The 25,430-nt window shown below is 60.9% G+C and carries 29 protein-coding genes and 1 pseudogene; 24 read left to right on the forward strand and 6 right to left on the reverse strand.

Annotated elements, in window-relative coordinates:
* Positions 1-34 precede the first annotated feature (34 nt).
* The 10 genes from NKJ88_RS21635 to NKJ88_RS21680 all read left to right on the forward strand — a co-directional run bounded on the left by NKJ88_RS21635 (position 35) and on the right by NKJ88_RS21680 (position 9,741).
* Positions 35-316, forward strand: a complete 282-nt coding sequence (locus tag NKJ88_RS21635; RefSeq protein ID WP_023669876.1) for a metal-sensing transcriptional repressor — start codon at positions 35-37, stop codon at positions 314-316.
* Between the two features lie 11 nt (positions 317-327).
* Positions 328-1,665, forward strand: coding sequence for a cation diffusion facilitator family transporter (locus tag NKJ88_RS21640; protein WP_502904761.1), 1,338 nt, complete (start codon positions 328-330; stop codon positions 1,663-1,665).
* A gap of 69 nt (positions 1,666-1,734) precedes the next feature.
* Positions 1,735-3,057, forward strand: coding sequence for an MFS transporter (locus NKJ88_RS21645; RefSeq protein ID WP_352445374.1), 1,323 nt, complete (start codon positions 1,735-1,737; stop codon positions 3,055-3,057).
* A gap of 9 nt (positions 3,058-3,066) precedes the next feature.
* Positions 3,067-3,507, forward strand: coding sequence for a YqaA family protein (locus NKJ88_RS21650; protein ID WP_023722123.1), 441 nt, complete (start codon positions 3,067-3,069; stop codon positions 3,505-3,507).
* A gap of 133 nt (positions 3,508-3,640) precedes the next feature.
* Positions 3,641-5,203 (forward strand): ABC transporter substrate-binding protein, encoded by a 1,563-nt coding sequence (locus NKJ88_RS21655; RefSeq protein ID WP_352445376.1) that lies wholly within the window; start codon positions 3,641-3,643, stop codon positions 5,201-5,203.
* A 28-nt stretch (positions 5,204-5,231) separates the two neighbouring features.
* The gene (locus tag NKJ88_RS21660; RefSeq protein ID WP_352445378.1) at positions 5,232-6,173 is read left to right on the forward strand and encodes an ABC transporter permease; all 942 of its coding nucleotides are present in this window, start codon (positions 5,232-5,234) and stop codon (positions 6,171-6,173) included.
* Between the two features lie 4 nt (positions 6,174-6,177).
* Positions 6,178-7,086: an ABC transporter permease gene (locus NKJ88_RS21665; RefSeq protein ID WP_352445380.1), complete on the forward strand. Its 909-nt coding sequence runs from the start codon at positions 6,178-6,180 to the stop codon at positions 7,084-7,086.
* The gene (locus tag NKJ88_RS21670) at positions 7,083-8,096 is read left to right on the forward strand and encodes an ABC transporter ATP-binding protein (RefSeq protein WP_352445382.1); all 1,014 of its coding nucleotides are present in this window, start codon (positions 7,083-7,085) and stop codon (positions 8,094-8,096) included. Before NKJ88_RS21665 ends, NKJ88_RS21670 begins: the two co-directional genes overlap by 4 nt.
* Positions 8,089-9,072, forward strand: a complete 984-nt coding sequence (locus NKJ88_RS21675) for an oligopeptide/dipeptide ABC transporter ATP-binding protein (protein ID WP_352445384.1) — start codon at positions 8,089-8,091, stop codon at positions 9,070-9,072. The genes NKJ88_RS21670 and NKJ88_RS21675 overlap by 8 nt, the downstream gene beginning before the upstream one ends.
* A 141-nt stretch (positions 9,073-9,213) precedes the next feature.
* Entirely contained in the window at positions 9,214-9,741 is a 528-nt protein-coding gene (locus tag NKJ88_RS21680; protein ID WP_352445386.1) for a hypothetical protein, read from the forward strand.
* A gap of 40 nt (positions 9,742-9,781) precedes the next feature.
* Here NKJ88_RS21680 and NKJ88_RS21685 read toward each other — a convergent pair whose 3' ends face one another.
* Both NKJ88_RS21685 and NKJ88_RS21690 read right to left on the reverse strand, forming a co-directional pair.
* Positions 9,782-10,207, reverse strand: a complete 426-nt coding sequence (locus NKJ88_RS21685; protein WP_502904762.1) for a TetR/AcrR family transcriptional regulator — start codon at positions 10,205-10,207, stop codon at positions 9,782-9,784.
* A gap of 85 nt (positions 10,208-10,292) precedes the next feature.
* Positions 10,293-10,367, reverse strand: a pseudogene (locus NKJ88_RS21690) (hypothetical protein); the annotation flags it as partial.
* Between the two features lie 88 nt (positions 10,368-10,455).
* Here NKJ88_RS21690 and NKJ88_RS21695 point away from each other — a divergent pair.
* The 3 genes from NKJ88_RS21695 to NKJ88_RS21705 all read left to right on the forward strand — a co-directional run bounded on the left by NKJ88_RS21695 (position 10,456) and on the right by NKJ88_RS21705 (position 11,805).
* Positions 10,456-11,049 carry a CatB-related O-acetyltransferase gene (locus NKJ88_RS21695; protein ID WP_352445388.1) on the forward strand — a complete coding sequence of 198 codons (594 nt, stop codon included), beginning with the start codon at positions 10,456-10,458 and terminating at the stop codon, positions 11,047-11,049.
* Positions 11,050-11,124: 75 nt separating this feature from the next.
* Complete coding sequence (locus NKJ88_RS21700; RefSeq protein ID WP_352445390.1) at positions 11,125-11,349, forward strand: hypothetical protein; 225 nt, start codon at positions 11,125-11,127, stop codon at positions 11,347-11,349.
* 240 nt (positions 11,350-11,589) lie between these two features.
* Positions 11,590-11,805 carry a hypothetical protein gene (locus tag NKJ88_RS21705; RefSeq protein ID WP_352445391.1) on the forward strand — a complete coding sequence of 72 codons (216 nt, stop codon included), beginning with the start codon at positions 11,590-11,592 and terminating at the stop codon, positions 11,803-11,805.
* A gap of 46 nt (positions 11,806-11,851) precedes the next feature.
* Here NKJ88_RS21705 and NKJ88_RS21710 read toward each other — a convergent pair whose 3' ends face one another.
* Together NKJ88_RS21710 and NKJ88_RS21715 are read right to left on the reverse strand one after the other, a co-directional pair.
* Positions 11,852-12,322 carry a chromate resistance protein ChrB domain-containing protein gene (locus NKJ88_RS21710; RefSeq protein WP_352445393.1) on the reverse strand — a complete coding sequence of 157 codons (471 nt, stop codon included), beginning with the start codon at positions 12,320-12,322 and terminating at the stop codon, positions 11,852-11,854.
* Positions 12,319-13,278 carry a Fe-Mn family superoxide dismutase gene (locus NKJ88_RS21715; protein WP_352445394.1) on the reverse strand — a complete coding sequence of 320 codons (960 nt, stop codon included), beginning with the start codon at positions 13,276-13,278 and terminating at the stop codon, positions 12,319-12,321. The genes NKJ88_RS21710 and NKJ88_RS21715 overlap by 4 nt, the downstream gene beginning before the upstream one ends.
* A gap of 201 nt (positions 13,279-13,479) precedes the next feature.
* Between NKJ88_RS21715 and NKJ88_RS21720 the strand changes: the two genes are divergently transcribed.
* The 3 genes from NKJ88_RS21720 to NKJ88_RS21730 all read left to right on the forward strand — a co-directional run bounded on the left by NKJ88_RS21720 (position 13,480) and on the right by NKJ88_RS21730 (position 16,936).
* On the forward strand, positions 13,480-14,379 hold the full coding sequence (locus tag NKJ88_RS21720; RefSeq protein ID WP_352445396.1) for a chromate resistance protein ChrB domain-containing protein: 900 nt from the start codon (positions 13,480-13,482) through the stop codon (positions 14,377-14,379).
* Between the two features lie 17 nt (positions 14,380-14,396).
* On the forward strand, positions 14,397-15,812 hold the full coding sequence (gene chrA / locus NKJ88_RS21725) for a chromate efflux transporter (RefSeq protein WP_352445397.1): 1,416 nt from the start codon (positions 14,397-14,399) through the stop codon (positions 15,810-15,812).
* An 86-nt stretch (positions 15,813-15,898) separates the two neighbouring features.
* Complete coding sequence (locus NKJ88_RS21730) at positions 15,899-16,936, forward strand: Cj0069 family protein (protein WP_352445399.1); 1,038 nt, start codon at positions 15,899-15,901, stop codon at positions 16,934-16,936.
* A 229-nt stretch (positions 16,937-17,165) separates the two neighbouring features.
* Here NKJ88_RS21730 and NKJ88_RS21735 read toward each other — a convergent pair whose 3' ends face one another.
* Complete coding sequence (locus NKJ88_RS21735; protein WP_352445401.1) at positions 17,166-17,759, reverse strand: TetR/AcrR family transcriptional regulator; 594 nt, start codon at positions 17,757-17,759, stop codon at positions 17,166-17,168.
* 204 nt (positions 17,760-17,963) lie between these two features.
* On the opposite strand from NKJ88_RS21735, the gene NKJ88_RS21740 reads away from it, so the two are divergent.
* From NKJ88_RS21740 to NKJ88_RS21770, 7 genes are all read left to right on the forward strand, one after another.
* Entirely contained in the window at positions 17,964-18,776 is an 813-nt protein-coding gene (locus NKJ88_RS21740; protein ID WP_352445403.1) for a class I SAM-dependent methyltransferase, read from the forward strand.
* A gap of 154 nt (positions 18,777-18,930) precedes the next feature.
* A complete protein-coding gene (locus tag NKJ88_RS21745) occupies positions 18,931-19,458 on the forward strand; it encodes a hypothetical protein (RefSeq protein WP_023685957.1) in 528 nt (175 codons plus the stop codon).
* An 87-nt stretch (positions 19,459-19,545) separates the two neighbouring features.
* Positions 19,546-20,190: a DUF1007 family protein gene (locus NKJ88_RS21750; protein WP_352445405.1), complete on the forward strand. Its 645-nt coding sequence runs from the start codon at positions 19,546-19,548 to the stop codon at positions 20,188-20,190.
* A gap of 20 nt (positions 20,191-20,210) precedes the next feature.
* Complete coding sequence (locus NKJ88_RS21755; protein WP_023723864.1) at positions 20,211-20,927, forward strand: HoxN/HupN/NixA family nickel/cobalt transporter; 717 nt, start codon at positions 20,211-20,213, stop codon at positions 20,925-20,927.
* 479 nt (positions 20,928-21,406) lie between these two features.
* Positions 21,407-22,750, forward strand: a complete 1,344-nt coding sequence (locus NKJ88_RS21760) for a hemolysin family protein (protein WP_352445407.1) — start codon at positions 21,407-21,409, stop codon at positions 22,748-22,750.
* Between the two features lie 946 nt (positions 22,751-23,696).
* Positions 23,697-23,834, forward strand: a complete 138-nt coding sequence (locus tag NKJ88_RS21765) for a YHYH domain-containing protein (RefSeq protein WP_023669898.1) — start codon at positions 23,697-23,699, stop codon at positions 23,832-23,834.
* 77 nt (positions 23,835-23,911) lie between these two features.
* Positions 23,912-24,199 carry a hypothetical protein gene (locus tag NKJ88_RS21770; protein ID WP_352445408.1) on the forward strand — a complete coding sequence of 96 codons (288 nt, stop codon included), beginning with the start codon at positions 23,912-23,914 and terminating at the stop codon, positions 24,197-24,199.
* 283 nt (positions 24,200-24,482) lie between these two features.
* Here the strand turns inward: NKJ88_RS21770 and NKJ88_RS21775 are convergent, their stop codons facing one another.
* Positions 24,483-24,713 carry a hypothetical protein gene (locus NKJ88_RS21775; protein ID WP_352445409.1) on the reverse strand — a complete coding sequence of 77 codons (231 nt, stop codon included), beginning with the start codon at positions 24,711-24,713 and terminating at the stop codon, positions 24,483-24,485.
* 396 nt (positions 24,714-25,109) lie between these two features.
* Here NKJ88_RS21775 and NKJ88_RS21780 point away from each other — a divergent pair, with 396 nt between their 5' ends.
* On the forward strand, positions 25,110-25,403 hold the full coding sequence (locus NKJ88_RS21780) for a hypothetical protein (RefSeq protein WP_352445410.1): 294 nt from the start codon (positions 25,110-25,112) through the stop codon (positions 25,401-25,403).
* Positions 25,404-25,430 lie beyond the last annotated feature (27 nt).

Below are 25,430 nucleotides of genomic sequence, written 5' to 3' on the forward strand. Positions count from 1 at the left end.
TGGAATATCCTCTCTGGGGGGATAGCATCAAGGCATGAATGAGCGTCCCCACGTCCACGAAACCCATCCTGCCATCATCAAGCGGCTGAAGCGCGCCGACGGCCATCTGCGCGGGATCGTCGAGATGATCGAGGCCGGCCGACCGTGCCTCGACATCGCCCAGCAACTTCATGCCGTGGAGAAGGCCATCGCCCAGGCGAAGAAGACGCTGATCCAAGACCACCTCAACCACTGCCTTGAGGACGTCGTCGGACCGCTGGCGCTCGAGCAGCGCCGCTCGATCGACGAGTTCAAAGATATCACCAAGTACCTGTGAGAAGCGCCATAATGGACAAAGTTCGCGATTGGTTCGGATTCGGCCCGATGACGCATGGCATGGGCGGCCACGGACATGATCACGGCGAGGGCGGCCATGGTCACACCCATGGCGTCATCGACCCGACGATCGCCACGACTACGCGCGGCATCTGGGCGATCAAATGGTCATTCGTCGTTCTGGCCATCACGGCGGCGCTTCAGCTCGTGGTCGTGTTCCTCTCCGGCAGCGTGGCACTGCTGGCCGACACGATCCACAATGTCGGCGACGCGGTCACCGCCATCCCATTGTGGGTCGCCTTCATGCTAACCCGTCGCCAACCGAGCAAGACGTTCACCTACGGGCTGGGCCGCGTCGAGGATCTGGCCGGAATTCTGATTGTCCTCATCATCCTGTTCAGCGCCATCGTTGCCGGCTACGAGGCGATCGACCGGTTGATCAATCCGCAGCCGATCGCATTTCTCGGCTGGGTCGCCATAGCCGGCATCATCGGTTTCTTAGGCAACGAAGCCGTTGCAGTGTTCCGTATCCGGGTCGGCCGCGAGATCAACAGCGCGGCGCTGATCGCGGATGGCTACCATGCGCGCACCGACGGCTTTACCAGTCTGGCGGTTGTGCTGGGTGCTATCGGCGTATGGCTGGGGTTTCCGCTGGCCGATCCGATCATCGGGCTCTTGATCACGGTGGCCATCTTCGCGATCGTCTGGCAGTCTTCGAAGGCAGTCCTCACGCGCATGCTCGACGGTGTCGAGCCCGGCATCGTCGATGAAATCCATCATGCCGCCGAACACGTGCCCGGCATCGAACGTGTCCAAAGCGTGCAGGCGCGCTGGATCGGCCACCGCCTGCATGCCGACGTCGCCATCAGTGTCGCCGACGCGGCGACGGCCAAGGATGTGCTGGGCGTCACCGAAGCCCTCAAGGAGGAACTGTTCGCCCACTTGCCGGCGTTGGCGGAAGCGAATGTGCGTCTGGAAAGCCCGGACGGATCTGCCGAAAAGGGCACGGAACCCTCTCACGCTCATGGTCATCATGCGCCGGAGCCGTTCAAGGTCGACTGCGATCTGGCTGCGGGGACACTGGAGATCGTCGACACGCCTGCCGGCGAGCGGATGCGTCTGACGATCGACCGGCACGCCGACGATTTGACGGCGACGGTGATCATCGACCGGCCAGAGGGGCCGGAGACGTTGCACCTCGATCCTGTCGCCGACAATCATCATCGCCTTGAGAGCACGTTGGCCCCTGCCGAGCCGCATGAATTCGAGGCAAGACTGGTCCTGAAGGCCAAGGATCGCGAACAGGTGCTGCCGTTCAAGATGGTCGAACCCGAAGGCCACGATCACTGAGATCCGTGTGCCGGCTCGTACTCCGTCTCTGGCTCGACGAGCCGTCTCGAACTGCAAGAAGACAAAGATATGCTTCAGGTCTTGGCCAATCGCACCTACCGTCATCTCTTCCTGGCCCAGGTCATCGCCCTGATTGGCACTGGCCTTGCCACCGTGGCGCTCGGGCTGCTGGCCTATGACCTTGCCGGCGCCGATGCCGGCGCGGTGCTCGGCACGGCGCTCGCCATCAAGATGATCGCCTATGTCGGCGTGGCACCCGTTGCTGCCGCGTTCGCCGAGCGCCTGCCACGCCGTACCATGCTGGTTTCGCTCGACCTCATCAGGGCAGGGGTCGCCGTGTTCCTGCCCTTCGTCACCGAAGTCTGGCAGATATATCTTCTCATCTTCATCCTGCAGTCGGCGTCAGCAGGCTTCACCCCGACGTTCCAGGCTTCGATCCCTGACGTGCTGCCCAAAGAGAAGGACTACACACGGGCCTTGTCGCTCTCGCGACTGGCCTACGACCTGGAAAGCGTCGTCAGCCCCATCCTCGCGGCTGCGCTGCTTTCAGTCATAAGCTTCCATAGCCTGTTCGCCGGCACGGTTGTCGGGTTCCTGGCGTCAGCGGCTCTGGTCGTCTCTGTGGTTCTGCCCAGCCCGCAGCCCTCGGAGCCGCGCGGCATCTATGAACGCACGACGCGCGGGATCCGCATCTATCTGGCGACGCCGCGTTTGCGCGGCCTGCTGGCCCTTAATCTTGCCGTCGCGGCGGCCAGCGCCATGGTGATCGTCAACACGGTGGTCCTGGTGCAGGCGCAATTTGGCCTCTCCCAAACCGACACGGCGCTGGCGCTCGCAGCCTTTGGCGGTGGATCGATGATTGCAGCTCTTGCCCTGCCGCGGTTGCTTGAGAACGTACCGGACCGGGTTGCGATGCTCTCGGGCGCCGCGATACTGGTCGCCGGGGTGCTGATAGGGCCTCTCGCCAGCAGCTACTATCTGCTGCTGCCGCTCTGGTTCGTGCTCGGGCTCGGCTATTCACTGGCGCAGACGCCAACGGGCAGATTGATCAGGCGTTCCGCCGATGCCGTCGATCGGCCCGCTCTGTTTGCCGCTCAATTCGCACTGTCTCATGCCTGCTGGCTGATCACCTATCCGATTGCCGGCCGCGTCGGGGCGGCAATGGGATTGCCCTTCACATTCATTCTGCTTGGCGTCATGGGCGCCGCCGCCCTGATTGCCGCGATCTGGCTGTGGCCGAAACACGATCCGGACGTGCTTGTGCACACGCATGTCGATCTGCCCAAAGACGACCGGCACATCGGCGACGCGGTATGGTCGGAAGCAGCCTATGAGCATTCGCATGGTTACGTTGTCGATGATCGGCACCCGCAATGGCCAAAAGCAAGTTGAGCGCCCGGCATGCCTGGCGATCTCGCCGTCTATGGCGGTCTTTTTCTGACCGCGTTCGTGGCGGCTACAATCCTGCCGATGCAATCAGAAGCAGCCCTTGCGGGACTGCTTCTGACGGAAAGCTATGCTCCGGCTCTGCTCATCGTCTCCGCAAGCGCAGGCAATGTGCTCGGCTCGATCGTCAATTGGTGGCTTGGCCGGGGCGTCGATCACTTTCGCGACCGCAAATGGTTCCCGGTGAAGCCCTCCGCACTGACGCGCGCGACGCGATGGTACCAGCGCTATGGACGATGGTCGCTGCTGTTGAGCTGGCTGCCCCTCGTCGGCGATCCGCTGACGATCGTGGCGGGCGTCCTGCGGGAGCCGTTCTGGAGCTTCCTCGTGATCGTCACGATCGCGAAGGTTGGCCGCTACCTAGCGCTCGCGGCGGTGACACTGAGCTGGATGTAGCGGCTCATGGCAACACATTCGCGACCATCGCTTCCGACCTTTCTCTTGAGCCGACGCAGACCGAATAAGTATAGACATATCGCATATCCGAGTTAGCATGATTCAAAATCAATCAAAAAAATGGGGAACTGACATGATCACTCTCGACCGCCGCAATTTCCTTGTTTCCACTGCCGGACTTGCCTTCGCCGCCGCGCTGCCACGCAGCGCCTTTTCCGAAACCAACGACACGCTGAAGATTGCCATCGCCGCGGAGACCGGCGATCTCGATTTGCTGCAGAACGTGTCGACGCTGAGCACCTACACCATCGTCTTCGATGCGCTGATCCACTACGGCCAGAACGGCGCGCTCGAGCCGGGACTTGCCACCAAATGGACTGTCGCGGACGATCAATTGTCAATCGCTTTCGATCTGCGTGAAGGCGTGACTTTCAGCGACGGCACACCGTTTGACTCGGCTGCGGCCGAATGGAACCTCAAGCGCTGGTTGGGGGTGAGCGACTTTTCCTGGATTGGCGTTTCCGATGCATTCGACAGCATCGTCACGGACGGACCGAACAAGTTGACGGTCAAGCTGAAGCGGCCAGTGCCGGCGGCACTGCTTGAACTCACCATCGTGCGGCCGGTCCGTTTTCTGTCGCCCAAGGCGGTCGACAAGGATGGCAAGCAGACGGCGCCAATCGGCACCGGTCCGTGGATCGTCGAAAAATACGATTCGAGCGGCACCAGCCTCGTTCGCAACGACAAATACTGGGGTGAGAAGCCGCTCTTCAGCCGCATGGAATTGAAGGTGGTTCCGGACGAACTCGCTCGCGCCAATGGTCTGCGCTCGGGCGACCTCGATGTCGTCGGTGGCGACTGGGTGGCGACTCTGTCGCCGCGCCGCGCTCGCGCGCTGGAAAGCGACGGCATGAAGGTGGTGGCCGAGCCGGGCACGGCGACGATGCTGCTCGGCTATTCGCCGAAGTCGAAGATCATCGCCGACAAGGCCGTCCGCGACGCCGTCTACGCATCGGTCGACAGGGCGGCGATCGCCAAGGTGCTGTTCGAGGGCTTTGCCGACCCGGCCGCCGATCTGTTCCCGGCAAACGTGCCTTCGTCGGGCAAGCGGCATGACGTGCCGGTGCGCGACGTGGCGGCGGCCAAGAAGATCCTCGCCGATGGCGGCTGGGTCGACAGCGGCGGCGCCTGGACCAAGGCTGGCTCTCCGCTGGCCATCGACTTTCTCGTTTCCGAAGAATCCCTGCCAGGGTCGCGGCGCATCGCCGAAATGATCCAGGGTCAGTTGTCCGAGGTCGGTTTCCAGGTCCAGGTGTCCTCGGTGGACAATGCCACCATGCATGAACGGCGTCCGGCCTTCAACTATGACCTGGCTTTCTTCACCACCTACGGAGCGCCCTACGATCCGCACGGCACGCTGGGCAACGCCTTCGTCTCGACCGCCGACAGCGGCCCTGACGGCAAGATCTACGTCTCCGACGCGCTCGACGGCGTCGTCAAGGCTGCGCTCGAGGCGAGCGGCGCCGAACGCGACCTGAAGATGCAGGCCCTCTACGACTGGCTCCACGACAACACCGCCATCTGTCCTCTCGTCGTCAGCCAGAGACTGTGGGCCCACAATCCGCGCGCGGAAAATTTCTCGCTCCCGGCGACCGACTATGATCTGCCGTTCAAGGCGATCACGCTGAAGGCCTGAAGACTTCGAGCCCAAGCGAGGCCTGACGATGAAACGCACGATCGTGCGACGGATGCTGCTTGCCTGCCTTTTGATCCTGGCGGCATCCGCGCTGACATTCGCCCTGGTTGCGGCGGCGCCGGGCAATGTTGCGGCGCTGATTGCCGAGCGTGCGGCAGGCCCCGGCGCGGACGCCGAAATGATCACCAGGATCGGCAACGAGCTTGGCCTTCATGACCCGCTGCCGATCCGCTATGGACGCTGGCTGGCCAGCGCGCTGGCCGGCGATTTCGGCATTTCGTTGCGAACGGGAAAGCCGATTTCTCAGGAGTTTGCCGCCCGCATTCCGATGACGGCGGCGCTGCTTGCCGGCGGCGGTGTTCTCGCCTTCGTCCTGTCGATCACGCTTGGCATTGCCGGGGCCGTCAGCAATGGCGGCTTCATGGACAGGTTTCTGCACGCATTTTCCCTGATCGGCGCATCGACCCCGAACTTCTTCGTGGCGGCGCTGCTGGTCATCGTGTTTTCGGTGATGCTTGGCTGGGTGCCCACCTTCGGCACCAGCGGCTTGACCTCATGGCTTCTGCCATGGGTGACGATCGCGCTGTTCCCGGCTTCCGTTCTCAGCCGCGTCGTTCGGGTCAACCTCCAGGAAGCGATGTCGCGGCCGTTTGCGACGACGGGCTTCGCCAAGGGCTACACGAGAACCCAGGTGCTGCTGCGCGAGGCGCTCCCCAATATCGCCATTCCGTTCCTGACGACGTTCGGAGCGCAGTTTACGCTGATGATCATCGGTTCGATCGTCGTCGAGACGGTATTTGCATTGCGTGGCGTCGGTGCCTTCTTCATCGAGGCGATACGCTTCCGCGACTTCATCGGCATGCAGTCGGTGCTGCTGCTGTTTGTCGTCTTCTTCGTCATGGTCAATTTCATCGTCGACATGATCTGCATTGTTGCGGATCCGCGAATGCGCCGGGCGCGGGGAGCATGAGGCGATGAACGATTCCGCAATCAAGGATATCAAGGGCTGGCCGTGGCTGGTGCTGCTCCCCGTCATCGGCTTTGTGCTGGTCGGCATCTTCGCTCCGATAATCATGCCTTACGATCCAAGCGCGCAGGACTATTCGGCGACACTGGAGGGCGTGAGCTGGAGCCACTGGCTCGGCACCGACTATCTCGGCCGTGATGTGCTTAGCCGCATCATTGGCGGCGCCCGCATCTCCTTGGTGGCCATGGTCATCGTGCTTGTCGCCGCTCTGGCGATCGGCGTGACGATCGGCTCCTTCGCCGGCTATGTCGGCGGCCGTGTCGAACTCGTCCTGATCAGCCTCATCGACATTGCGCTGGCGCTTCCGAGCCTGGTGATCGCGCTGGCGCTCATCGGCATTCTGGGCACCGGCTATTGGTCGATGATCACGGCGCTCACTTTGGCGTGGTGGGCGAACTACGCCCGAATGAGCCGCGCTGTCGTCACGGCCGAGCTGCAGCAGCCTTATATCGAGGCGGCCAGGGTCATGGGCGCTGGCCATCTCTGGATCTTCGTTCGGCATATCCTGCCGCATGTGCTGGCCCTCGTCGTCGTCTACGCAAGCGCCGACGCCGGCGCCCTTGTGCTGGCCATCGCTACGCTCAGCTTCCTTGGCCTTGGCGTTGCACCCCCGACACCAGAATGGGGCCAGATGCTCGTCGACGGCATGAGCTACATCGAGGAGGTTCCACGCCTTGTCGTGCTGCCCGGCCTCGCGCTGACGCTGGTCGTGGTCAGCTTCAATCTGCTTGGCGAAGCCTTCGCGCTGCAAAAGGTGCCGCGGCCGGTTCGCGGCGCGACGTTGCGCAAACGTCGAAGGGCGCGCGCTCGCGAAGAAGCCGAGCGCAATGCCGTCGAAACGGGAACGACCTCATGAGCGACGATCAGCCGATCTACTCGATCGAGAACTTGGTCATCGATCTCTACGCCACCACCGTTTCGGTGCGGGCGGTAGACGGGGTGTCGTTCAGCGTCCGTCCTGGAGAAACGGTCGCGGTCGTCGGCGAAAGCGGTTCGGGAAAGACCGTCATGACGCTCGGCCCCCTTGGCCTGCTGCCCGAGGGTGTGACGGTGGACATGAGGGGTTCGGCGCGAGCCGACGGAAGCGAACTGCTCAGCATCGGTTCCCGGCAATTGTCGGATCTGCGCGGACGCTATTTCGGCGTGATTTTCCAGGACCCGATGAGCGCGCTCAACCCGATGCTGAAAATCGGCCCGCAACTGGCGCGCCAGGCGCGCCGCTTTGCCGGCCTGTCGCGTGAGGCTGCGCGCAGGCAAGCGGTTTCGCTTCTGGCACGCTCCGGCATTCCGGACCCTGAGGATCGCTACAACCGCTATCCGCACGAAATGTCGGGCGGCATGCTGCAACGCGCGATGATCTCGCTGGCGCTTGCGGCCCGGCCGCGCGTGCTGATTGCCGACGAGCCGACTACGGCGCTGGATGCCACCGTCCAGGCGCAAATTCTGGAGCTCATTCGCCAGATCCAGCGCGAGGACGGCATCGCGGTCGTGCTGATCACGCACGACATAGGCGTGGTTGCTTCCGTCGCCGACCGCGTCATCGTGCTTTACGCCGGACAGGTGGCGGAGGAGGGGACGGCGATGGATGTGCTGACCCAGCCGGTCCATCCCTATACGCGTGGGCTGCTCGCATCGGTGCCGGATTTTCGTGCTGACGACAATGTGGCTACGCGCGAGATACCGGGCCTGCCGCCAAGCCAGACCAGGCTGGAGCCGGGTTGCCGTTTCGCCGACCGCTGCGAATTGGTCGAAGCCGGTTGCCGAAAACACCGACCTCCGCTTCAGACGATATCGATCTCGGCAAATCCGCATCGCGTGGCCTGCCCGGTTGTGCTTCGGCGGGAAGGGATTGCCGTTCATGTCTGATGTCGCGGCGATCGAAGTCAGGGGATTGAAGGTGCATTTCGCCAACCGCTCGGGCACCGGCGCGGTGAGGGCGGTCGACGGCATAGACCTGACCGTCGCGCGCGGAGCGTTCCACGGCATTGTCGGCGAGTCCGGTTGTGGCAAAACCACGCTGGCGCGCACCATCGTCGGCCTGCAGAAGGAGAGCGAGGGCACTGTCCTGATTGGGGGCAGAGATCGCGCCGAATGGCTGAAATCGGACAGAAAGTCGTTCAGCCGCGAAGTCCAGTTCGTCTTCCAGGATCCTTTGGGGTCGATGAGCCGCCGCCAGAGCGTCTATCAGACGCTCGAGGAGCCGCTGCAGATCCATCGCTTCGGCTCATCAGTCGAGCGCCGCCGCCGCATCGCCGAGCTTCTGGACCTGGTGGCGCTGCCTGAGACCGTGCTCGACCGTCTCCCACGCTCGCTGTCAGGCGGCCAGCGCCAGCGTGTTTCGATTGCGCGCGCACTCGCCCTCAAACCATCCATATTGGTCTGCGACGAACCGCTGAGCGCGCTCGATGTTTCGATCAGGGCGCAGATCGTCAGCCTGTTTACGTCGTTGCAAAAGCAGCTTGGTCTGACCATCGTCATTGTGGCGCATGACCTGGCGATCGTGCGCGAAGTCTGCTCGAACGTGACGGTGATGTATCTCGGCCGCATTTCGGAAGCTGGCGTGACCCGGCCGCTGTTTCGTCAGCCGGCCCATCCTTACAGTCAGGCGCTGCTGTCGGCTGTTACTTCTCCCGATCCTCGCATCGAAGCCGGGCGCCGCCGGATCATTCTAGCCGGCGATCCGCCAAGTCCGAGCGCGCCACCTCCGGGGTGCCGGTTCAACACTCGCTGTCCGGTGGCGATCGATGTCTGCCGGGTCGAGGAACCGTTGTTGCGATCCGTGCCGCATGGCGGCGTTGCCGCTTGTCACCTGGCCGATAGCGGCCGCCGGCCGGTCATCTGAAAAACAGGCGTTCAACTGCAGAGGCGGTCTTCGACCGTTCGATGCCGCGCAAGGACTGGGCTTCTTGACTGCGGTCGCGAAGGCACCATTTCCTGCTTGATGATTAGATTACCTCGTTTTCCAGCCCCGAGGTGCGGTTCAATGCTGAAAGCTTATTTTTTCCTGATGCTTGCGAGCGGGTGCTTGGCATCACCCCTGTTGTATGCCGACAATGTTGATCTGGCGCTCGAAGCTTTTCACGAGACCTGTCTTGCGCATGGAGCCGACTTCGAACGAACCGCGGCCACCGCCAGAAAACGCGGCTGGACACCGTTGTCCGGTGAAGCTGGGCTTGCGCCGGTTGATGACGTCGATGCCTTCCAAGGCTGGGCCGTGACGGGCGGCGATCTACCAGCCGGAACCATGATCGCGGTGACCAAAGCCACCTTGGAAGGCAAGGCCGTGCAGACCTGCTCTATAAGGCTGTTCGGCGTCGACCGCACGGCATTCGAAGAGCGTTTCTTCGCCCGGACGGACGCCGAAAAAATCGGCGAGGACCGGAATGGAGATCAGGTCTCCAAACTCTACATTTTGATTGCGGGCAACCGAAAACAGCTTGTCCATTTGACATCGCCGGTCGACATGGGGCGACCGGATTCGATCATTGCAAGCTCGATAGCCGACGACTAGTCACACGCCGATGCCTTTTCCCGCCATCCTCTGGAACAGATCATCTACCTGTGTCGGTGAAAGGTTCATGTCGGTGGCGACCACCAGGCGAGGACCGCGAGAAATGCTCCGGCGATGAATTGAATGGCGAATTCGGCAGGCATGCCGCGATCGCCGATCCGTTTCTCGACGAGTTCTTCCCGGACGGCTCGCCGGATACGCTCGCGTCGTGGATCGTATCGCCGGTGCTTGCAAGCAATGCGTGGTGAAGCCGTCGGAATGCATGGGCGTGCTCCAACATGGGCAAGCTAAACTCGAACAGGCGGCTACCTGTTTCTTGACTTGCCGCCTCGCGCCTGCGGCCTATCGACCGCAGATGCGTCTCGATGCTCGCGCTGCGCAGAGCATCCTTGTCGGCATCGTGGGTATAGAAGGTCGACCTGCCAATATTTGCCCTCTGGCAAATGTCCTCGACCGTGATGGCCACATATCCCTGCTCCGGGATCAAGGCTATGAGCGCGTCTTGCAGCAGGCCGCGCGTCCGCGCGACGCGTCGCGCCTCTCGTGACGCCCTTCATCGTCGGGCCGCCAGTTTTCGTGTTGTCTGAATAGCCGCCTTCGCGCGAGCAGCTTCGCAAGCGATTCATTCTCACGGCAAACAGCCATTACAATTCCTCTTGGCTTGTGTTGATGCTTGTTTTCCGGCTATGCCGTTCGGCAGAGGCGGATCGAAGAATGTCGGCTATTTCGAAGTGGATTCGGGACGCGCGTGCGAAATTGCCCGAGCATGTTTCTGTCGGCCGTCACACCTATGGCGTCACTTGGCGGAAGGTGCTTTTTCCAACTAGTGAATCTCCCCTCAACGTCGGGAGCTTCTGCTCAGTTGCTGGCCAAGTCCTCTTCATGTGTACCGGTCAACACCAGACAAAGAGTGCGACTTCATTCCCGATTTATAGCCGCCTCCTGAAGCAGCCTGAGCCAATACCCAACGCCGGGAAGCCTGGAGGCATTACGATTGGCAACGATGTTTGGATAGGCCACGGCGCCATCATATTGCCAGGCCTGACCGTTGGCGACGGCGCCGTTGTGGGTGCCGGCTCCGTGGTCACCAAGTCTGTCGAGCCGTATTCAATAGTCGCCGGCAATCGTGCACGAGTCATCCGCAGTCGGTTCCCTACTGATGTCATTGCACAGTTGCTGGAAATAAAGTGGTGGCTATGGGAAGAAGATAAGATCAAGAGCGAGGCAGCTATTCTCACCGGTCCGATCGAGACTTTCATTGCTAAGCACGCGACCAGAACCAAGTCGGTGTCGAGCCGGAAGGTCTAGCGATCTGGGCCATCGGCGCGATGCGATGTCGTCACGCCTGAACCTTCCTGGGAACAAGGGATTGGTGTAGAAACGATGATGAGAAATTTTACGCTGAAATTGCTCTACCAGTATGATGCCTATTTCGCGGGGCTGGCTGCAGCGGCGACCGGCCTATCTGCCTACAGATTGGGTGCCGGATACTGGCTCTCAGGCATTGCCGCGCTGGCTATTTTCCTGTTCGTCGCCATAGCGGTTGACCAATATTTTCTCTGGTCATTCGATAATTACCGCGACCGGCAAAACAGCAGGACCGGATAATCACCAGGCCCAAGTCTCTACGGCGAATCGGAACAGAATTAGGTTTTGCTGGGCGGCCGATAAGGACACCTTGTTCGGCTACATCGCCGGGGGCCAATCATTGATACCACCGCGTCGTAGGCGCGAGGACGATTGCAGGATCGAGCGCTCGGTCCCAGCTGCTTTTCGGCTGGCCGGCCACACTCAGGCATTTTTGTGGAAGCCGTTTGGGGGCGCAATCCTAAGCCATGGGCACCCAGGATGCCGGCGCGCACTTTTGTGATGACCTTCGCGGTATCAGAGGCGTTTCGCCCGGCCGGCATCCTGTTTGCAATGACTGTTATGTTTGGCGTGGCGCTGACGCTGTCTTGCGTGGTGGTGTTGTCGATCCGGTTTCGGGAGCGCCTGGTGGACCATCGAAGGATCGCCGGCCTCATTCTAGCTGGTGTTGCCGTTTGGCAGTTTTCATCGCGCTGAGAGGCATATGTGCGGCGCCCCCGCGGCAAACCGAACCCGCTCAGCATCATGCCACGGCCGGCTTCGAGACTGGCGGCCAGCTATGCGTCTCAGCCTTCCGGCGCGAGGCCCAGGCGTAGAGCGCGTCATAGATTATGAACCCGTGTTTCAGAACCTCGTGGTCATCAGACGTCAGGTCCCGCAGCCCCATCGAGATCGCGAGCAAGCCCGCCGATTGTGGTGTGAGATCGTGCTGGTCGGTATCGGCGCCGCGCACAATCGCGGCAATGGTCACGATCGCCTGGTCGCGCTCGAGTCCGTATTTCGCGACGAAGGTATCGAAACTGCAACCGTCGCCGACATGGGTGAACTCAACGCCGGCTACGTCGTATGGCGTCGCGCCCGTCTCCTGGGCAACTGGGATCACTTGATCAGGCGACACAAAGAGAAACTCAGGTTCCTTGTCGATAAAGCGCGCAATCAGCCAGGGGCAGGCAATGCGATCGATGACCGGACGTTCGCGCGTAACCCATTTCATGACGCAATCCCTTCTTCGCTCATCACCAGAGGGACGGTTGGTGCGCCAATCGCATGCCAGGCAGCGATGCCGCCTGAAAGCGCACTTGCGTCGACGCCGCGGCGGCGCAGTTCAACGACGGCGTCGCCGCTGACCTGGAAACCGTAGACACAGTAGACGATGACGGACCTGTCTCTAGGCAGTTCACCCGCCCAATCGGCGATCGTCTCGGGAGCTCGCAGCTTGGCTCCTGGCAGCATATCGCTGCGTTTAGCCAGATCCTCGGCAAGGCAGACGTCGAGCACGACGAGATCGTCCCCTTTATCGAGACGCGCCCGCAGTTCCTCTGGCGCGATCGCTGGAACCGTGTCGTCAGATGCAGATCCTGTTGAAGGATCACGCTGCAAGAGAGCCCGGCGGTGGCGGGCAGAGACTCGTTCCCAATGGATGTTCTTCATGAACGCGTCGACATAAGCGCCAGACTTGGCGCCGAAATCCATGTGGTAGGCGTGTTCGTACATGTCGAGCGCGAGGATCGGAATGCCGCCGGCAAGACAGTTGGTGTGATCCGCGGCCCATTGTATCGTTAACCGGTCGCGGCGCTCCGACCAGGTCAGCAGGGTCCATCCCGAGCCGCCCGCTTGCGCCTTTGCGCAGGCCATGAACTTGGCGCGCCAGGCGGTCACGCTGCCAAAGTCGCGCTCGAGTGCTGCCGCGAAGTCGCCGCCGGCATCTCCGGAGCCACCGAGCCCATCGAAATAGATTTCGTGGAGAACCGCCGAATTGGCGGCAACCAGCTCCTCGCGCTTCAGGCCGTTGATGTCGAAGGCCGGCGCTTCGCCCCAGTCGAGTCCGTCGAGCCGTTGTTCGATCGCATTGAGGCGGCGAACGGCACCGCCGTAATTGTTTTCGTAGTGGCTTGCCAACAGCCGCTCGGACAGGCCGACGAGGCGAGGCGGCTTGAACGGCAGCGGCATGATCTGGTGTGGCATCGGTTCCCCCCTTTGCGGCACGGCCCGTCCGTGAGGAGACGAACGTTATGCTCAAATGGAAGATGATACAAGTGTTGCAATTCAGATCCCTCATGATACGGTTCGCCTATGATTGAGGGGCAAGCACAGGAGCAGCGCTGGCTGCTTTTGATTCATCAACTGCCAAGCAAGCCCGCTTATTTTCGGGTGAAGATCTGGCGACGGTTGCAAGGCATCGGCGCGGTTGCAGTCAAAAGCACCGTCTACGCCTTGCCGGCCAATGCCGAGATGCAGGAGGATTTCGAATGGCTCCTCCAGGAAATCGTCGCGGGCGGTGGTGAGGCGATGTTGTGCGAGGCACGTCTCGTCGACGGCCTGTCGGATGCCCAGGTGAGGGCGCTGTTCGACGCCGCCCGAGACGTCGATTACGCGGAGATCATCAAGGAAGCGCGCGAACTGGCCGATTCGATTAAGATGAACCCGACATCGGGGAGACATGCGGAAGCGCGTTCGCAACTCGGCCGCTTGCGCAAGCGGCTTGCCGAAGTCGTTACGATCGATTTCTTCGGCGCAAGCGGTCGCCTTGCTGTCGAGGGACTGATCGCCGAGCTCGAGGCACAGCTTATAGAGGACAAGGCCATGACCAAGGAACAAAAGAACGCGGCCGAGCCGGGTGAGCTCAAGGGCCGGACCTGGGTCACGCGCTGGGACGTGCATGTCGACCGGATCGCCTGCAGTTGGCTGATCCGTCGCTTCATCGATGCCGATGCAACGATCCGCTTCGTGGCGGGCAAGGGATACGTGCCGAACGAGGGGGAATTGCGCTTCGACATGTTCGAGGGCGAAATCACCCATGAGGGCGATCGCTGCAGCTTCGAAGTTCTGCTTACCCGCGCCGGCATCAATGATCCGGCACTCCAGGCCATCGCCGAGATCGTCCATGACATCGACCTCAAGGACAACAAGTTCGGTCGCGAGGAGGCGACTGGGATTGCCAGTCTGATTGCAGGCATCGCCATGGCGAACGAGAGCGACGAACAGCGGATCGCGCAGGGTGCTCCTGTCTTCGACAACCTCTATCAGTATTTCCGCAAGAAACGCGGATGACCGCAGGGACTCAAACTATGGCCAATCTGGAGCAGTCCGTCACGACGCCGCCATCTCTGGCCGAAACCCACGACCATGACATTTCGTTTGCGGACGCCATGCGAGTATGGGCCCGCGTTGCAATGCTCAGCTTCGGCGGCCCGGCCGGCCAGATCGCCATGATGCATCGGATCGTCGTTGAGGAAAAGCGCTGGATCGGCGAGACGAGATTCCTGCATGCGCTCAACTACTGCACGCTGCTGCCCGGTCCGGAGGCGCAGCAATTGGCCATCTATATTGGCTGGCTCATGCACAAGACCAAAGGCGGCCTCGTCGCGGGAATCCTGTTCGTGCTGCCAGGCGCGGTCGCCATCATGGTCCTGAGCTGGATCTACGCCATCTTCGGCAACGTTGGCGCTATCAAGGCGCTCTTCTTCGGCCTGAAGGCGGCGGTTCTGGCCATGGTGCTCGAAGCGGTCCTGCGGATCGGCAGGAGGGCGCTCAGGAACAATGTGATGGTCGGCCTCGCTGCGGCAGCCTTCATCGCCCTGTTCTTCTTCCATGCACCGTTCCCGCTGGTCATCCTGGTTGCGGCCGTGATCGGCTACGTCGGGGGCAAGATGGGTTGGGCCGCATTCCAGCCAGGCAATGGACATGGCAAGCTTGGTGGCAAGCAGGTCGATGATGTCGACTCGGCGCTTGGCGAAGGGATGCCGGCGCATGCCCGGCCATCCATCGAGTGGTCGCTGAAGATTGCGGCGGTGTTTCTGCTGCTATGGTTCGTTCCGGTCCTTTTCTTGTTGCTGTTTCTTGGGCAAGGCAATGTCTTCACCGACATCGCCATCTTCTTTTCCAAGATGGCGGTGGTGACGTTCGGCGGGGCCTATGCGGTGCTTGCCTATGTCGCCCAGCAAGGAGTCGAGCACTATGGCTGGCTGAAGCCTGGAGAAATGCTGGATGGCCTCGGCATGGCCGAAACAACGCCGGGTCCGCTGATCATGGTCACTCAATTCGTTGGTTTCATGGGAGCATTCCGGGAGCCGGAGGTTCTTAACGCGTTGGTCGCTGGAACGCTCGGCGGCCTTCTGACGACGTGGGTGACCTTCGTCCCGTGCTTCCTGTGGATATTTCTCGGCGCGCCGTACATAGAGACGATGCGCAGCAACAAGGCCCTGTCAGCCGCACTGTCGACCATCACGGCAGCGGTGGTTGGAGTGATCCTGAACCTCGCGGTGTGGTTCGCGCTTCATGTCCTGTTTCGCGATTTGCATGAGATCGGCTTGCTGGGCATGAGGCTCGACGTGCCAGTCCTCGGTTCCATCAACATTCCGTCTCTCGTGCTGACCCTCGGTGCGATGCTGGCGGTATTCCGCTTCAAGGTCGGCGTGATCCCGGTGCTAGCGGCATGTTCGATCCTGGGCGTGCTTTTCGGCGTCGCGGCGGGCTCGATCTAGGCCGATCTTTCTGCTCGGATGCGAGCATCGCAGTCTATTTCGTATCGGGGCTGTCTGATGGGCGAGCAAGTAGGAGGCGAGGTATAATGGGCACGAGGCGAGTGGCTGTGGTCTGGCGCGGTGACCGGGAGGCGCGTCGCACGGCTACACCGCAGAACAACCGGTTTCATCGCGTGTTCGAGGAACTCGCTGCGATCGGTGTTCACGCCGAACCGGCCGTTTATGACGAAGAGTTTGCCGAGGAGGTTCGGACCCAGCTCCTGGCGACGGACGGCGTGCTGGTCTGGGTCGATCCCTTGCACGAGGGAAAAACCCGTGCGGTGCTTGACCCGCTGCTGCGCGACGTGGCGGCACGCGGCCCCTGGGTGAGTGCACATCCAGACGTGATCCTGAAAATGGGCGTGAAGGAAGTTCTGCACCGTACGAAGCATCTCGGATGGGGAACCGATACTTACCTCTACGGCTCCGCCGAGGCTTTTCGCGAGGCGTTTCCGGAGCGGCTTCGAACGGCCGGTCCACGGGTGCTGAAGCAGAACCGCGGCAATGGCGGCCAGGGAGTATGGAAGGTCGAGCTGATCGGTTCGCTTCCTGGCGGAGAGCCGGCGGTTCGGGTGCTGCACGCGCGACGCGGCAGTATGCCGGAAGAACTCGCACTGCCGGATTTCATGGCGCGCTGCGAGGTGTATTTGACACCCGATGGCTGCATCGTGGATCAGCCATTCCAACCGCGTTTACCCGACGGGATGATCCGCTGTTACATGGGCGCCGACAAGGTGGTCGGCTTTGGCCACCAGTTCATCAAGGCCCTAATCCCACCACCTCCTGAAGGGCCAGATTCCGAGGCTGCGCAACCAGGGCCGCGGATAATGCATCCCGCCACGGCCGAACCGTTTCAGTCGCTGCGGACCAATATGGAAACCGGGTGGACGCCGCAAATGATGGCTGTGCTAGGCGTCGATGCCAGGTCGCTGCCGATCATTTGGGATGCCGATTTTCTCTACGGACCACGGACTGTGTCAGGTGAAGACACGTATGTGCTTTGTGAGATCAACGTCAGCTCGGTCTTTGCCATCCCCGATCAAGCGCCGGCCGAAATAGCTCGACTCGTTGCCATGCGATTTTGAATCGACGAAGATTGGCGGTCCGAGTGGGGCTCTGGCCGAACGCGGTTCGGCGGTCAGTCCGATGGTCGCCGGACCCCTGCTTGCCGTTTCCGGTTTCGGCTGACCAATTCTGATCGCGGTGGCTTGAACACCATCTACGAAATCCTTTTGCTCACGACGTTTCGCAAGATTCGGCCGCCCGAGGAACGTTAGCCTCAACCGGCGCGAGATCTGGATTTGGAAGCTCTTGCTAGGGTGACCGACCCGGAAGAGCTGAACCCGCCATCCGCTGGAACAGGTCGTCGACCTGGGCCGGCGAGAGGCGGGCGTCCTCGGCGATCCACCAGGCAAGCACCGAGAGAAAGGCTCCCGATATGAACTGGACGACGAATTCCAGCGGCACGCCCGCGTCGCCGATCCGCTTGCCAGACAGTTCGGTTCGCACTGCGCGCCGTATGCGTTCACGCAATTGATCGTGGATCGTGTCGCCGCTGCTCGCAAGTAGCGCCTTGTGAAGCGACCGGAACGCCCGCGCGTGCTCGAACATCGGCAGGCTGAATTCGAACGGGCGGTTGCCTGTCTTTTCGTCTGCCGACACGCGCCTGCTCAGCGACAGCAGATGCGCCTCAAGGGCCGCGCTGCGCAATTCGTCCTTGCCGGCATAGTGCGTATAGAAGGTCGACCTGCCGACATCAGCTTTCTGGCAAATGTCTTCCACGGTGAGAGCCGCATAGCCGCACTCTGGGATCAGGGCAATCAGCGCGTCCTGCAGCATGGCGCGCGTGCGCGCGACACGACGGTCGATCGTACCCCTGTCGTCGGGCCGCTCGATCTTAATGGTCATTGCTCTTTCCACCGTGCGGTTTCGGACGTTCAGCGGTCCGTTGTCCAGCAACAGCGCTACTGGACAATCTGTCCAGTATGATACGCCGAGTCCAGAAGCTCAAGAATGCCTTGAGCACTCCGGAAACGGACGAGGAGGCAAAAGGAAATGCACCAATTTGGTCATCGGGCTGGAAACGGACAGCATTCGCGAAAGGGCGTTATTATGCTTGCCGTGCTCGTCAAACTGTCGCTGGTCGCCGGTTTTCTGCTAATGCTTCATTTCGGGGACGGCTATCTCAATGCCGGTGCTTGGACGGCTGCAGGCCACGGCCTCATCCTCGCCGCGGTCGCGGCATTCGCACTCTGGGGCGGCTTTCGTCACATGCGGACCGCCGGCGCGCATGGCGCCGGCGAAAGGGGCATCGGCATCGTCCTGCATAGGGCGGTCGGCTATGACCTGCTTGCGCGCGTCCTGACTTGGGGCCGCGAGGACCGGTTCCGTGAATTCATGCTGCGTCTGGCAAGGCTCCAGCCCGGCGAGGCGATGCTCGATGTCGCCTGCGGTACGGGCACGCTTGCCATAGCCGCGAGACGGTTGGTCGGAGCGGTCGGACGCGTCACGGGCGTCGACGCATCGGTCGAAATGGTCGAGAGGGCGCGCGTCAAGGCTACGCGAGCCGGCGTTGATCTGACCTTCGTCCAGGCGACGGCCCAGGAACTTCCCTTCGAAGATGGCCAATTCGACATCGTGATCGGTACGCTCATGCTGCATCACCTGCCGAAACCCGACCGATCGACCTTCTTTCGTGAAGCGGAGCGGGTTCTGAAGCCGGGAGGCCGACTGCTGCTTATCGACGTCGGAAGGCCGCTGCACGAATCCACATTGCCGAGGCTCCATCGGCACGGGCATATCGACATGAATGCGGTCGGAACTCTACTGGTCGAGACAGGCTTCAGGATCGACGATACCGGCGCCGTCGGGACCATGAACCTCGATTATGTGCGCGCGACCACGGACAAGATCCTGCGTGCCTGAGCGCGGCATGCCGCGGCGACCGGACCGGGCGCGCCGCCGCCAGGAAGACGCGCGGGCCGGTAGTCGCGGGTCGCGCTGCATTGCGTGCGTAGCCGCCGCGGCGCTATCTTGCCGATTGGCTATCCCGGCCTGCTTCGATACGCGAGTCTACCGAATGCCCAAGACCTACTTGTCCTTGACGCTTGCGGCCGCATGGTTGGCATCACCGCTTGCGCATGCCGATGGCGTCGACCGGGCGCTGGATGCCTTCCACGCGACATGCCTGGCGCACGGCCCCGACTTCGAGCGAACCGCGACATTGGCAAAGACGCGCGGATGGACGCCGCTCGTCGACGGCGCCGCACTTGCTCCTGTGGATGCCATGAAGGCGTTCCGCGGATGGCAGGTCACCGGCGACGACCTTCCGGCCGGAACGATGGTCGCGGTGACCAGGGCGACCATGGACGGCAGGTCCGTCCAGACCTGCTCGCTCAAGCTTTTCGATGTCGACCGCGCCGAGTTTGAAAAACGGTTCTTCCACCGCACCGACGCCGAAAAAATCGGCGAGGAGAGGAAGGGTAGGCAGGTTTCCCGGCTGTTCATACTGATCGCGGGCAATCGCAAGCAGCTCGTGCATTTGACGTCGCCAGCCGTTCGGGGCACAGCGAACGCCATCATAGCAAGTTCGATCGTCGATGATTGAAAAGGCTTCGCGGGCCGCGTCCCAATTTAGCCTGCTTGCGCTGCCAGATCACTCGGTTGGCGCGCAATGACGAGAAAGCGAGCGCAAATGCGACTGACCAGCACGACTTTTGGCGTGGCGCTCCTGCTCGCCTCCACCGTCGCGGCCGGCGCTCATCCTCATGTCTTCGCGGAAGCCCGTTTGGACCTAGCGGTTGGCGCTGACAAGTCGGTCAAGTCGCTCAAGCATCTCTGGCGGTTCGACGAGCTCTTCTCCTCGACGGTGCTGATGGAGTTCGACAAGAATTCCGACCTTTCTCTCGACGCCGAAGAACTCGACGCCGCCGCCCTCACCATCCATGCCTCACTGGAAGAATACAATTATTTCCAAATGGTCACTGTGGAAGGCAAGGACGTGGCGATGACGCCGCCGGCGAGGCTGGTCACTAGCTACGAGAACAATCAACTCGTCATCCAATTCGAGACGCAGCCGAAAGACACGTTGGCGCTCGCCGGCAAGGTGAGCATCGGCGTCTACGATCCGACCTTCTACACCGCGATCGATTTCACCGATGACGATAAGATCGCCGTGGCTGGCCTACCGAAAGATTGCACGAGGGCCGTCGTCCGCCCCGATCCGAATACCGCAATCGCACAGAATCAGACGAAATTGACGGATGCCTTCTTCAGCGATCCGACCGGAACCGATCTCGGCAAGATATTCGCGACACGCCTTGAATTGACGTGCGGTTGAAGCGGCGGAACGGATAGAACGTGTTTTTCCAAACCCTGGTCGAGTTTCAACGCACGATATACTTGGCGCTCGCCGAACAGATCAAATTGCTGTCAGCCGGGGGCGGCTGGCTGGCGTTCACTGCCTTCCTGCCGATGGGTGTCCTGTTTGGAGCTGCGCATGCTTTGACACCCGGACACAGCAAAGCCGTGCTGGCTACCTATTTGGCCGGATCGGATGCCAGCATCCGTCGCGGCCTACTGGTGTCGCTGACACTCTCCTTCACCCATGTCACGATTGCCGTTGTGATTGCAGCCCTCTCGTTGCCATTGGTCTCGATTGCGCTGGGCAGCGTCGGCCGGGCGCCACTTTTGGAGGATGTCAGTCGTGGCCTGCTCGGGTTAATTGGTCTGTGGATGCTTTGGCGGGCGCTCAGCCACGGTCATCACCACCAGCATGAAGGCGAGGCTGTGGGCGTCATGGCCGGCCTGATCCCATGTCCATTGACGCTCTTCGCGATGACCTTCGCGATCTCAAGAGGTGTTCCGGTCGCGGGCATACTCTTTGCAATCACCATGATGGCCGGCGTGGCACTGACGTTGTCTTGCGTGGCAGTTCTGTCGATCCTGTTTCGGGAACGGCTGGTGCATTTCTTCGACCGTCGGCCGCGCCTGTTCGATGTGATATCGCGAACTATCGAAGGTACCGCCGGCCTTATTCTTACTGGCGTGGCTGTCTGGCAAATCTCGTCGAAATGAGAAAGTTTGACCGACCGCCAAGGCCACAGCGATTCTCATAGGGATCACATTGCAATTAACGACGTCGTGCCATTAAGTGCCGGCACGCGTGGTTCGGGTTTGGGTTTAGAACATTGAGCGACCGTCAGAAGATCATTTGGAAGATAGCGCTGGCGATCCTCGCCGGCATCGCGGTGATATTGCTAAATCACTGGATCAAAGGCGATCTCTACGCGGCGGGTCCATTGACTTCGACTACCCAGACGCCACATTTAGTTCGGCCGGCATGACCGGTTCTTTTTCTATCCGATCTCTGGCCCGCCGGTTCGCGCCGGCGGATTTTTGCGGGGGTAGGATACTCAGCGCGGATTTGGCTATCTTGCTCCTGATTGTCAGAGGCGGAGCTGCGGTGATCGCTGCGCAATGATGGCCAACGGCGGTTCTACGACGGCGGCATACGCGCTTAGAGATGAGAGTGGCTGTTTCATAAAGAGGATATCATGCCTGCGGACGATGGTAGTCTACGCGACATTCTTGGAATTCTGTTGGTTCTCCTACTCGTAGGCGCCAACGGTTTCTTTGTCGCCGCCGAATTTGCGCTGGTCGCGGTTAGACGAAGCCGCGTCGACGAATTGGCTACAGCTGGACGCTCGAACGCCAGCCTCCTTCAACGGGCTTTGGTGAATCTCGATGCGAACCTTGCAGCAACTCAGCTCGGCATCACCATCTCATCGCTGGCGCTCGGTTGGGTCGGCGAGCCTGCACTCGCTCATCTGATCGAGCCACTCCTCTTGGGAGTGATGGGGTCGCTGGCCACGGCAGCTTCGCACACCATTGCCGTCGCAATCGCCTTCATCATCATAACCGCGCTACACATTGTCCTGGGTGAACTAGCGCCGAAAAGTCTGGCGCTCCAGCGCAGCGAGAGCACGGCACTTCGGGTCGTACGCCCTCTCGGTCTGTTCCTGTTCCTGCTCAGGCCGGCGATCCTTGTTCTCAACGGTCTCGGCAATCTGGTGCTGCGTCTGTGCGGTCTGCGTCCGGGCACAGGCGAGGAGTCCTTGCATTCGCCCGAAGAGCTGAAGCTGCTCGTGGCGGCAAGCCAGGAGGCAGGGCTCCTTCATCAGACGCAACAGGAACTGGTCGAGCGTGTCTTCAACATCGGCGATCGGCGCATTGCCGACATCATGACACCGCGACGCGATATCGACTGGATCGATACCGACGACATCCCTGACGAGATTCTGCGCACCATCCGGCAATGTCGCCATGAGCAGCTTCTGGTCGGCCGTGGGGGGATAGACGAACCGCTTGGCATGATACTGAAGAAGGACCTTCTCGACCAGGTGCTCGACGGCAAAACGCTTGACCCGATGGCGGTCATCCGAGAACCTTTGATCGTTCACGAGGCAACGCCGATTTTCCGTGTGCTCGATCAGTTCAAGCGGACGCCGGTGCGCCTGGCGATCGTCATCGACGAATATGGCGCTCTGGAGGGGATCGTCACCCAGACCGATCTGCTCGAAGCCATCGCAGGCGACCTTCCTGACCTGGACAATGAGGACCCTGATGTCATCGAGCGCGATGACGGGTCCTTGCTCATCGACGGAATGATGCTGGCGCACGATGCGTTCGCTCGCCTAGGATTCCGATCGGGGTCTGCCGAAGGGGATTTTCACACGATCGCTGGGTTCGCCTTGTCCCGCCTTGGGCACTTGCCGGAAGCCGGTGAGCACTTTGACTACGAGGGCTGGCGCTTCGAGATCCTCGATATGGATGGAAGGCGGATCGACAAGCTGCTCGCTCGCCGTGAGCCGCTTACATCCAAGCCGGCAACCAGTTGAGACTGACCGCGCGACAGGCCGGTAAGCCGGCCGGCCTTTTGCGCGCGAATATTTCCACTTTCGAACCCACGCTCCCACAGTAGTCCCTATCCACAAACGCCCGTCAGTTCGCCCAGGACGCGTCTCCGCTGGAGTCACAGAGGCTGGTGAGCGCCGTCGCGTCGCGCTATGTGATCAATGGAACCGACAGTTGAGGGTCTAAATGGACGTCAAGAGCGCCGTCTGGCTGATTATTGGGGTCCTGGTGGTGCTAGTGGTGGCCTTTCTCACCGCAATGGCATTCGGGCTGCTATGAGTCAGCCAGGCTGATCGACACTCGCCACAGGCCGTTGTGGCGCCGGGGCGCTGGCACCCCCATTACCACAGCGACTGCGCGACGGAGGGACATGTCGGTTGCGTGTCGACGAACGACCACAGATGCGGCATGCGGCAATTTTTTGCGGCGAAGAATGATTTTTGAATCGTGTACAGAAGTCATGGCCAAGACCAATCCCAAATCCCCTGATTTTCCGCCGCCGCGCCGTTGACCCGCTTTGAGAAAGCCGAGTTCGCGAAGCTTTGCGATCCGAAAGGCCGTCGCAAATCAACTTGCGCCGACAGATGCCTCGCTGGTCTGTGATCTGGTAACGGCGAGGTCGCGCTCATCGCCATGCGAGCCCTGTTCAAGCGCGCTGTGGCCGGTTGCAGCGACTCCGAATTTCTTTCGACGAAACGACATCTGCTGTCGATCACCAGCGGCATTGACCGGACAACGGCGGCCACGCAAAAGATGGCCGCGCAATTGGGCGTCTAAGCCCGTCGCTCGCCATTTCATCGGCCGATCTTGATGCGCTGGAGCAATATTGGATATTGAAGATCGGCACTTAACCAGTAGGTAATTTGCAATCAGCCAGTTGTGCTAACTCCACGATAGTGCTCTTCTGTCCGAATTATCTTGGGGGGCGATATGAAATCTACAATTCTTGCCGCCATGGCGGCTTTGACCATGTTGGCATTTTCGGTGGATACCTTCGCACACGGCGGCGGCACCGATGCCAATGGGTGCCATACCAACCACAAGACTGGCGAGTATCACTGCCACTGATATCAGGACCAAATTGCGTGATTTGGGTTCGTGCGAGTAGGCATATTCGCGGCGCCTAGATAGCAGCGTTGCTCACCATGGGGGGCGCAGATGAGAATTCGAAGGCTGTTCCACTTGGCACATTGATGCTTGCGGCGGCATCAGCTACGCCATGTCATGCGCAGGGGACTTTCGGAGGAAATGACTGCACCGAAGATTGTTCCGGGCATAAAGCTGGCTACGACTGGGCTGAGCAAAATCAGATTTCCAACAACAGCGACTGCAGCTCAAACAGCCAATCATTTAATGAGGGCTGCCAAACCTTCGTCGAAGACCCGTCTCGCGGTTCGGACGAAGACGATGAAGGCGAAGAGATAGACGACTGAGATACAGCGCTGATTCGGATAAGAATCCAGCCGGTGGCCTCCTGTCGTGTAGGCGCGGTCGCTTTTGGTGTGGCATCTTTCATCGGCTGCGCTCGTGCCGAAGACGCGTGCGACCCAAACTACGCGGGAGCCTGCGTTCCAATCGCCAGCGACGTCGATTGCTCCTCCGGAAAGAGCAATGGTCCGCCTATGTACGCGGCCCGGTCACTGTTGGCGGCACGGATATCTATGATCTGGACCGCGACGGCGACTGGGATCGGCTACGAAAACGGCTAGAGCCACGCTACGGCTTGGACGGCCCTGTCCCGTTCCACTGGATGAACGCCACTTCCTTCCCGGTGACTTCCCGCACGGCTTTCAACAGCACCTCATGCAGGACGCGCGTCTGCCGGTAGTGGTCGCAATGGGGCGATATAAACGGCTTGATGATACTTAAGTGCAGTGCCTCCACTGCCGTCACAAAGCGCTCAATTTCAGCCTGTGATAATTGCTGCGAACCTTTCGACCTGGCCATGTCCTATCCTCGAAATCTCTCTGTGTGCCAGACGACCTTGCCGTCGATCTTCATCGGCTTGTGGATCATCAAGCGCTTCGGCAGATGCTCGGGATGCACCTCCAGCAAGGTAATTTTGATCTGTGGCTTGCAGCGGTTGCAGTCGAAGTTCAGCTCTGAGGATCGACGCCTCCGCCATAGACCATCATCAGGTCGGCCGACCGGCAGTAGCGGACGTTGCCGCAACTGCACTCTGCCTTCACAAGCATGTTGTGCCGGGTCGCCTTTCCCGGCGTGTCGATCGGGTCGTGCGCCATAACGCCTAAAGAGGAACATATTCCTCATCAGTCAAGATCATCTTGACTCTGTCGTTCTCATTTTGTTCACTGTCGGCACGATAGCCACAGGACGCGAGCCATGCAGCTCAGTTTAGAGATCAAGGGCGATCTGCCTGAAGAAAAACAGCGAGGGATCGAAGCCGCAAAAGCTGTCTTTGCCGCAGCTGGGATATCGCCTGAGCAGGCGGCCGATGGAATGTTCGCGTTAGAAGGCTGGGATGACACCAGCTTTTCGGCCGACGAAGAGCCTAATGATGATGACGACAACGCGGCGAGCGTTTGGATGGATGCGAACAAGGCGGCAATTGCTGCATGCTGCGCCGATTGGCCTGTGGACGCAGTCCGGAAAACCACCTTTTCTTACAACTGGTAGAGTGACACCAGCCGCCGGAAGCCGTGG

This window comes from Mesorhizobium sp. M0016, from assembly GCF_040324035.1.
Classification (GTDB): Bacteria; Pseudomonadota; Alphaproteobacteria; order Rhizobiales; family Rhizobiaceae; genus Mesorhizobium.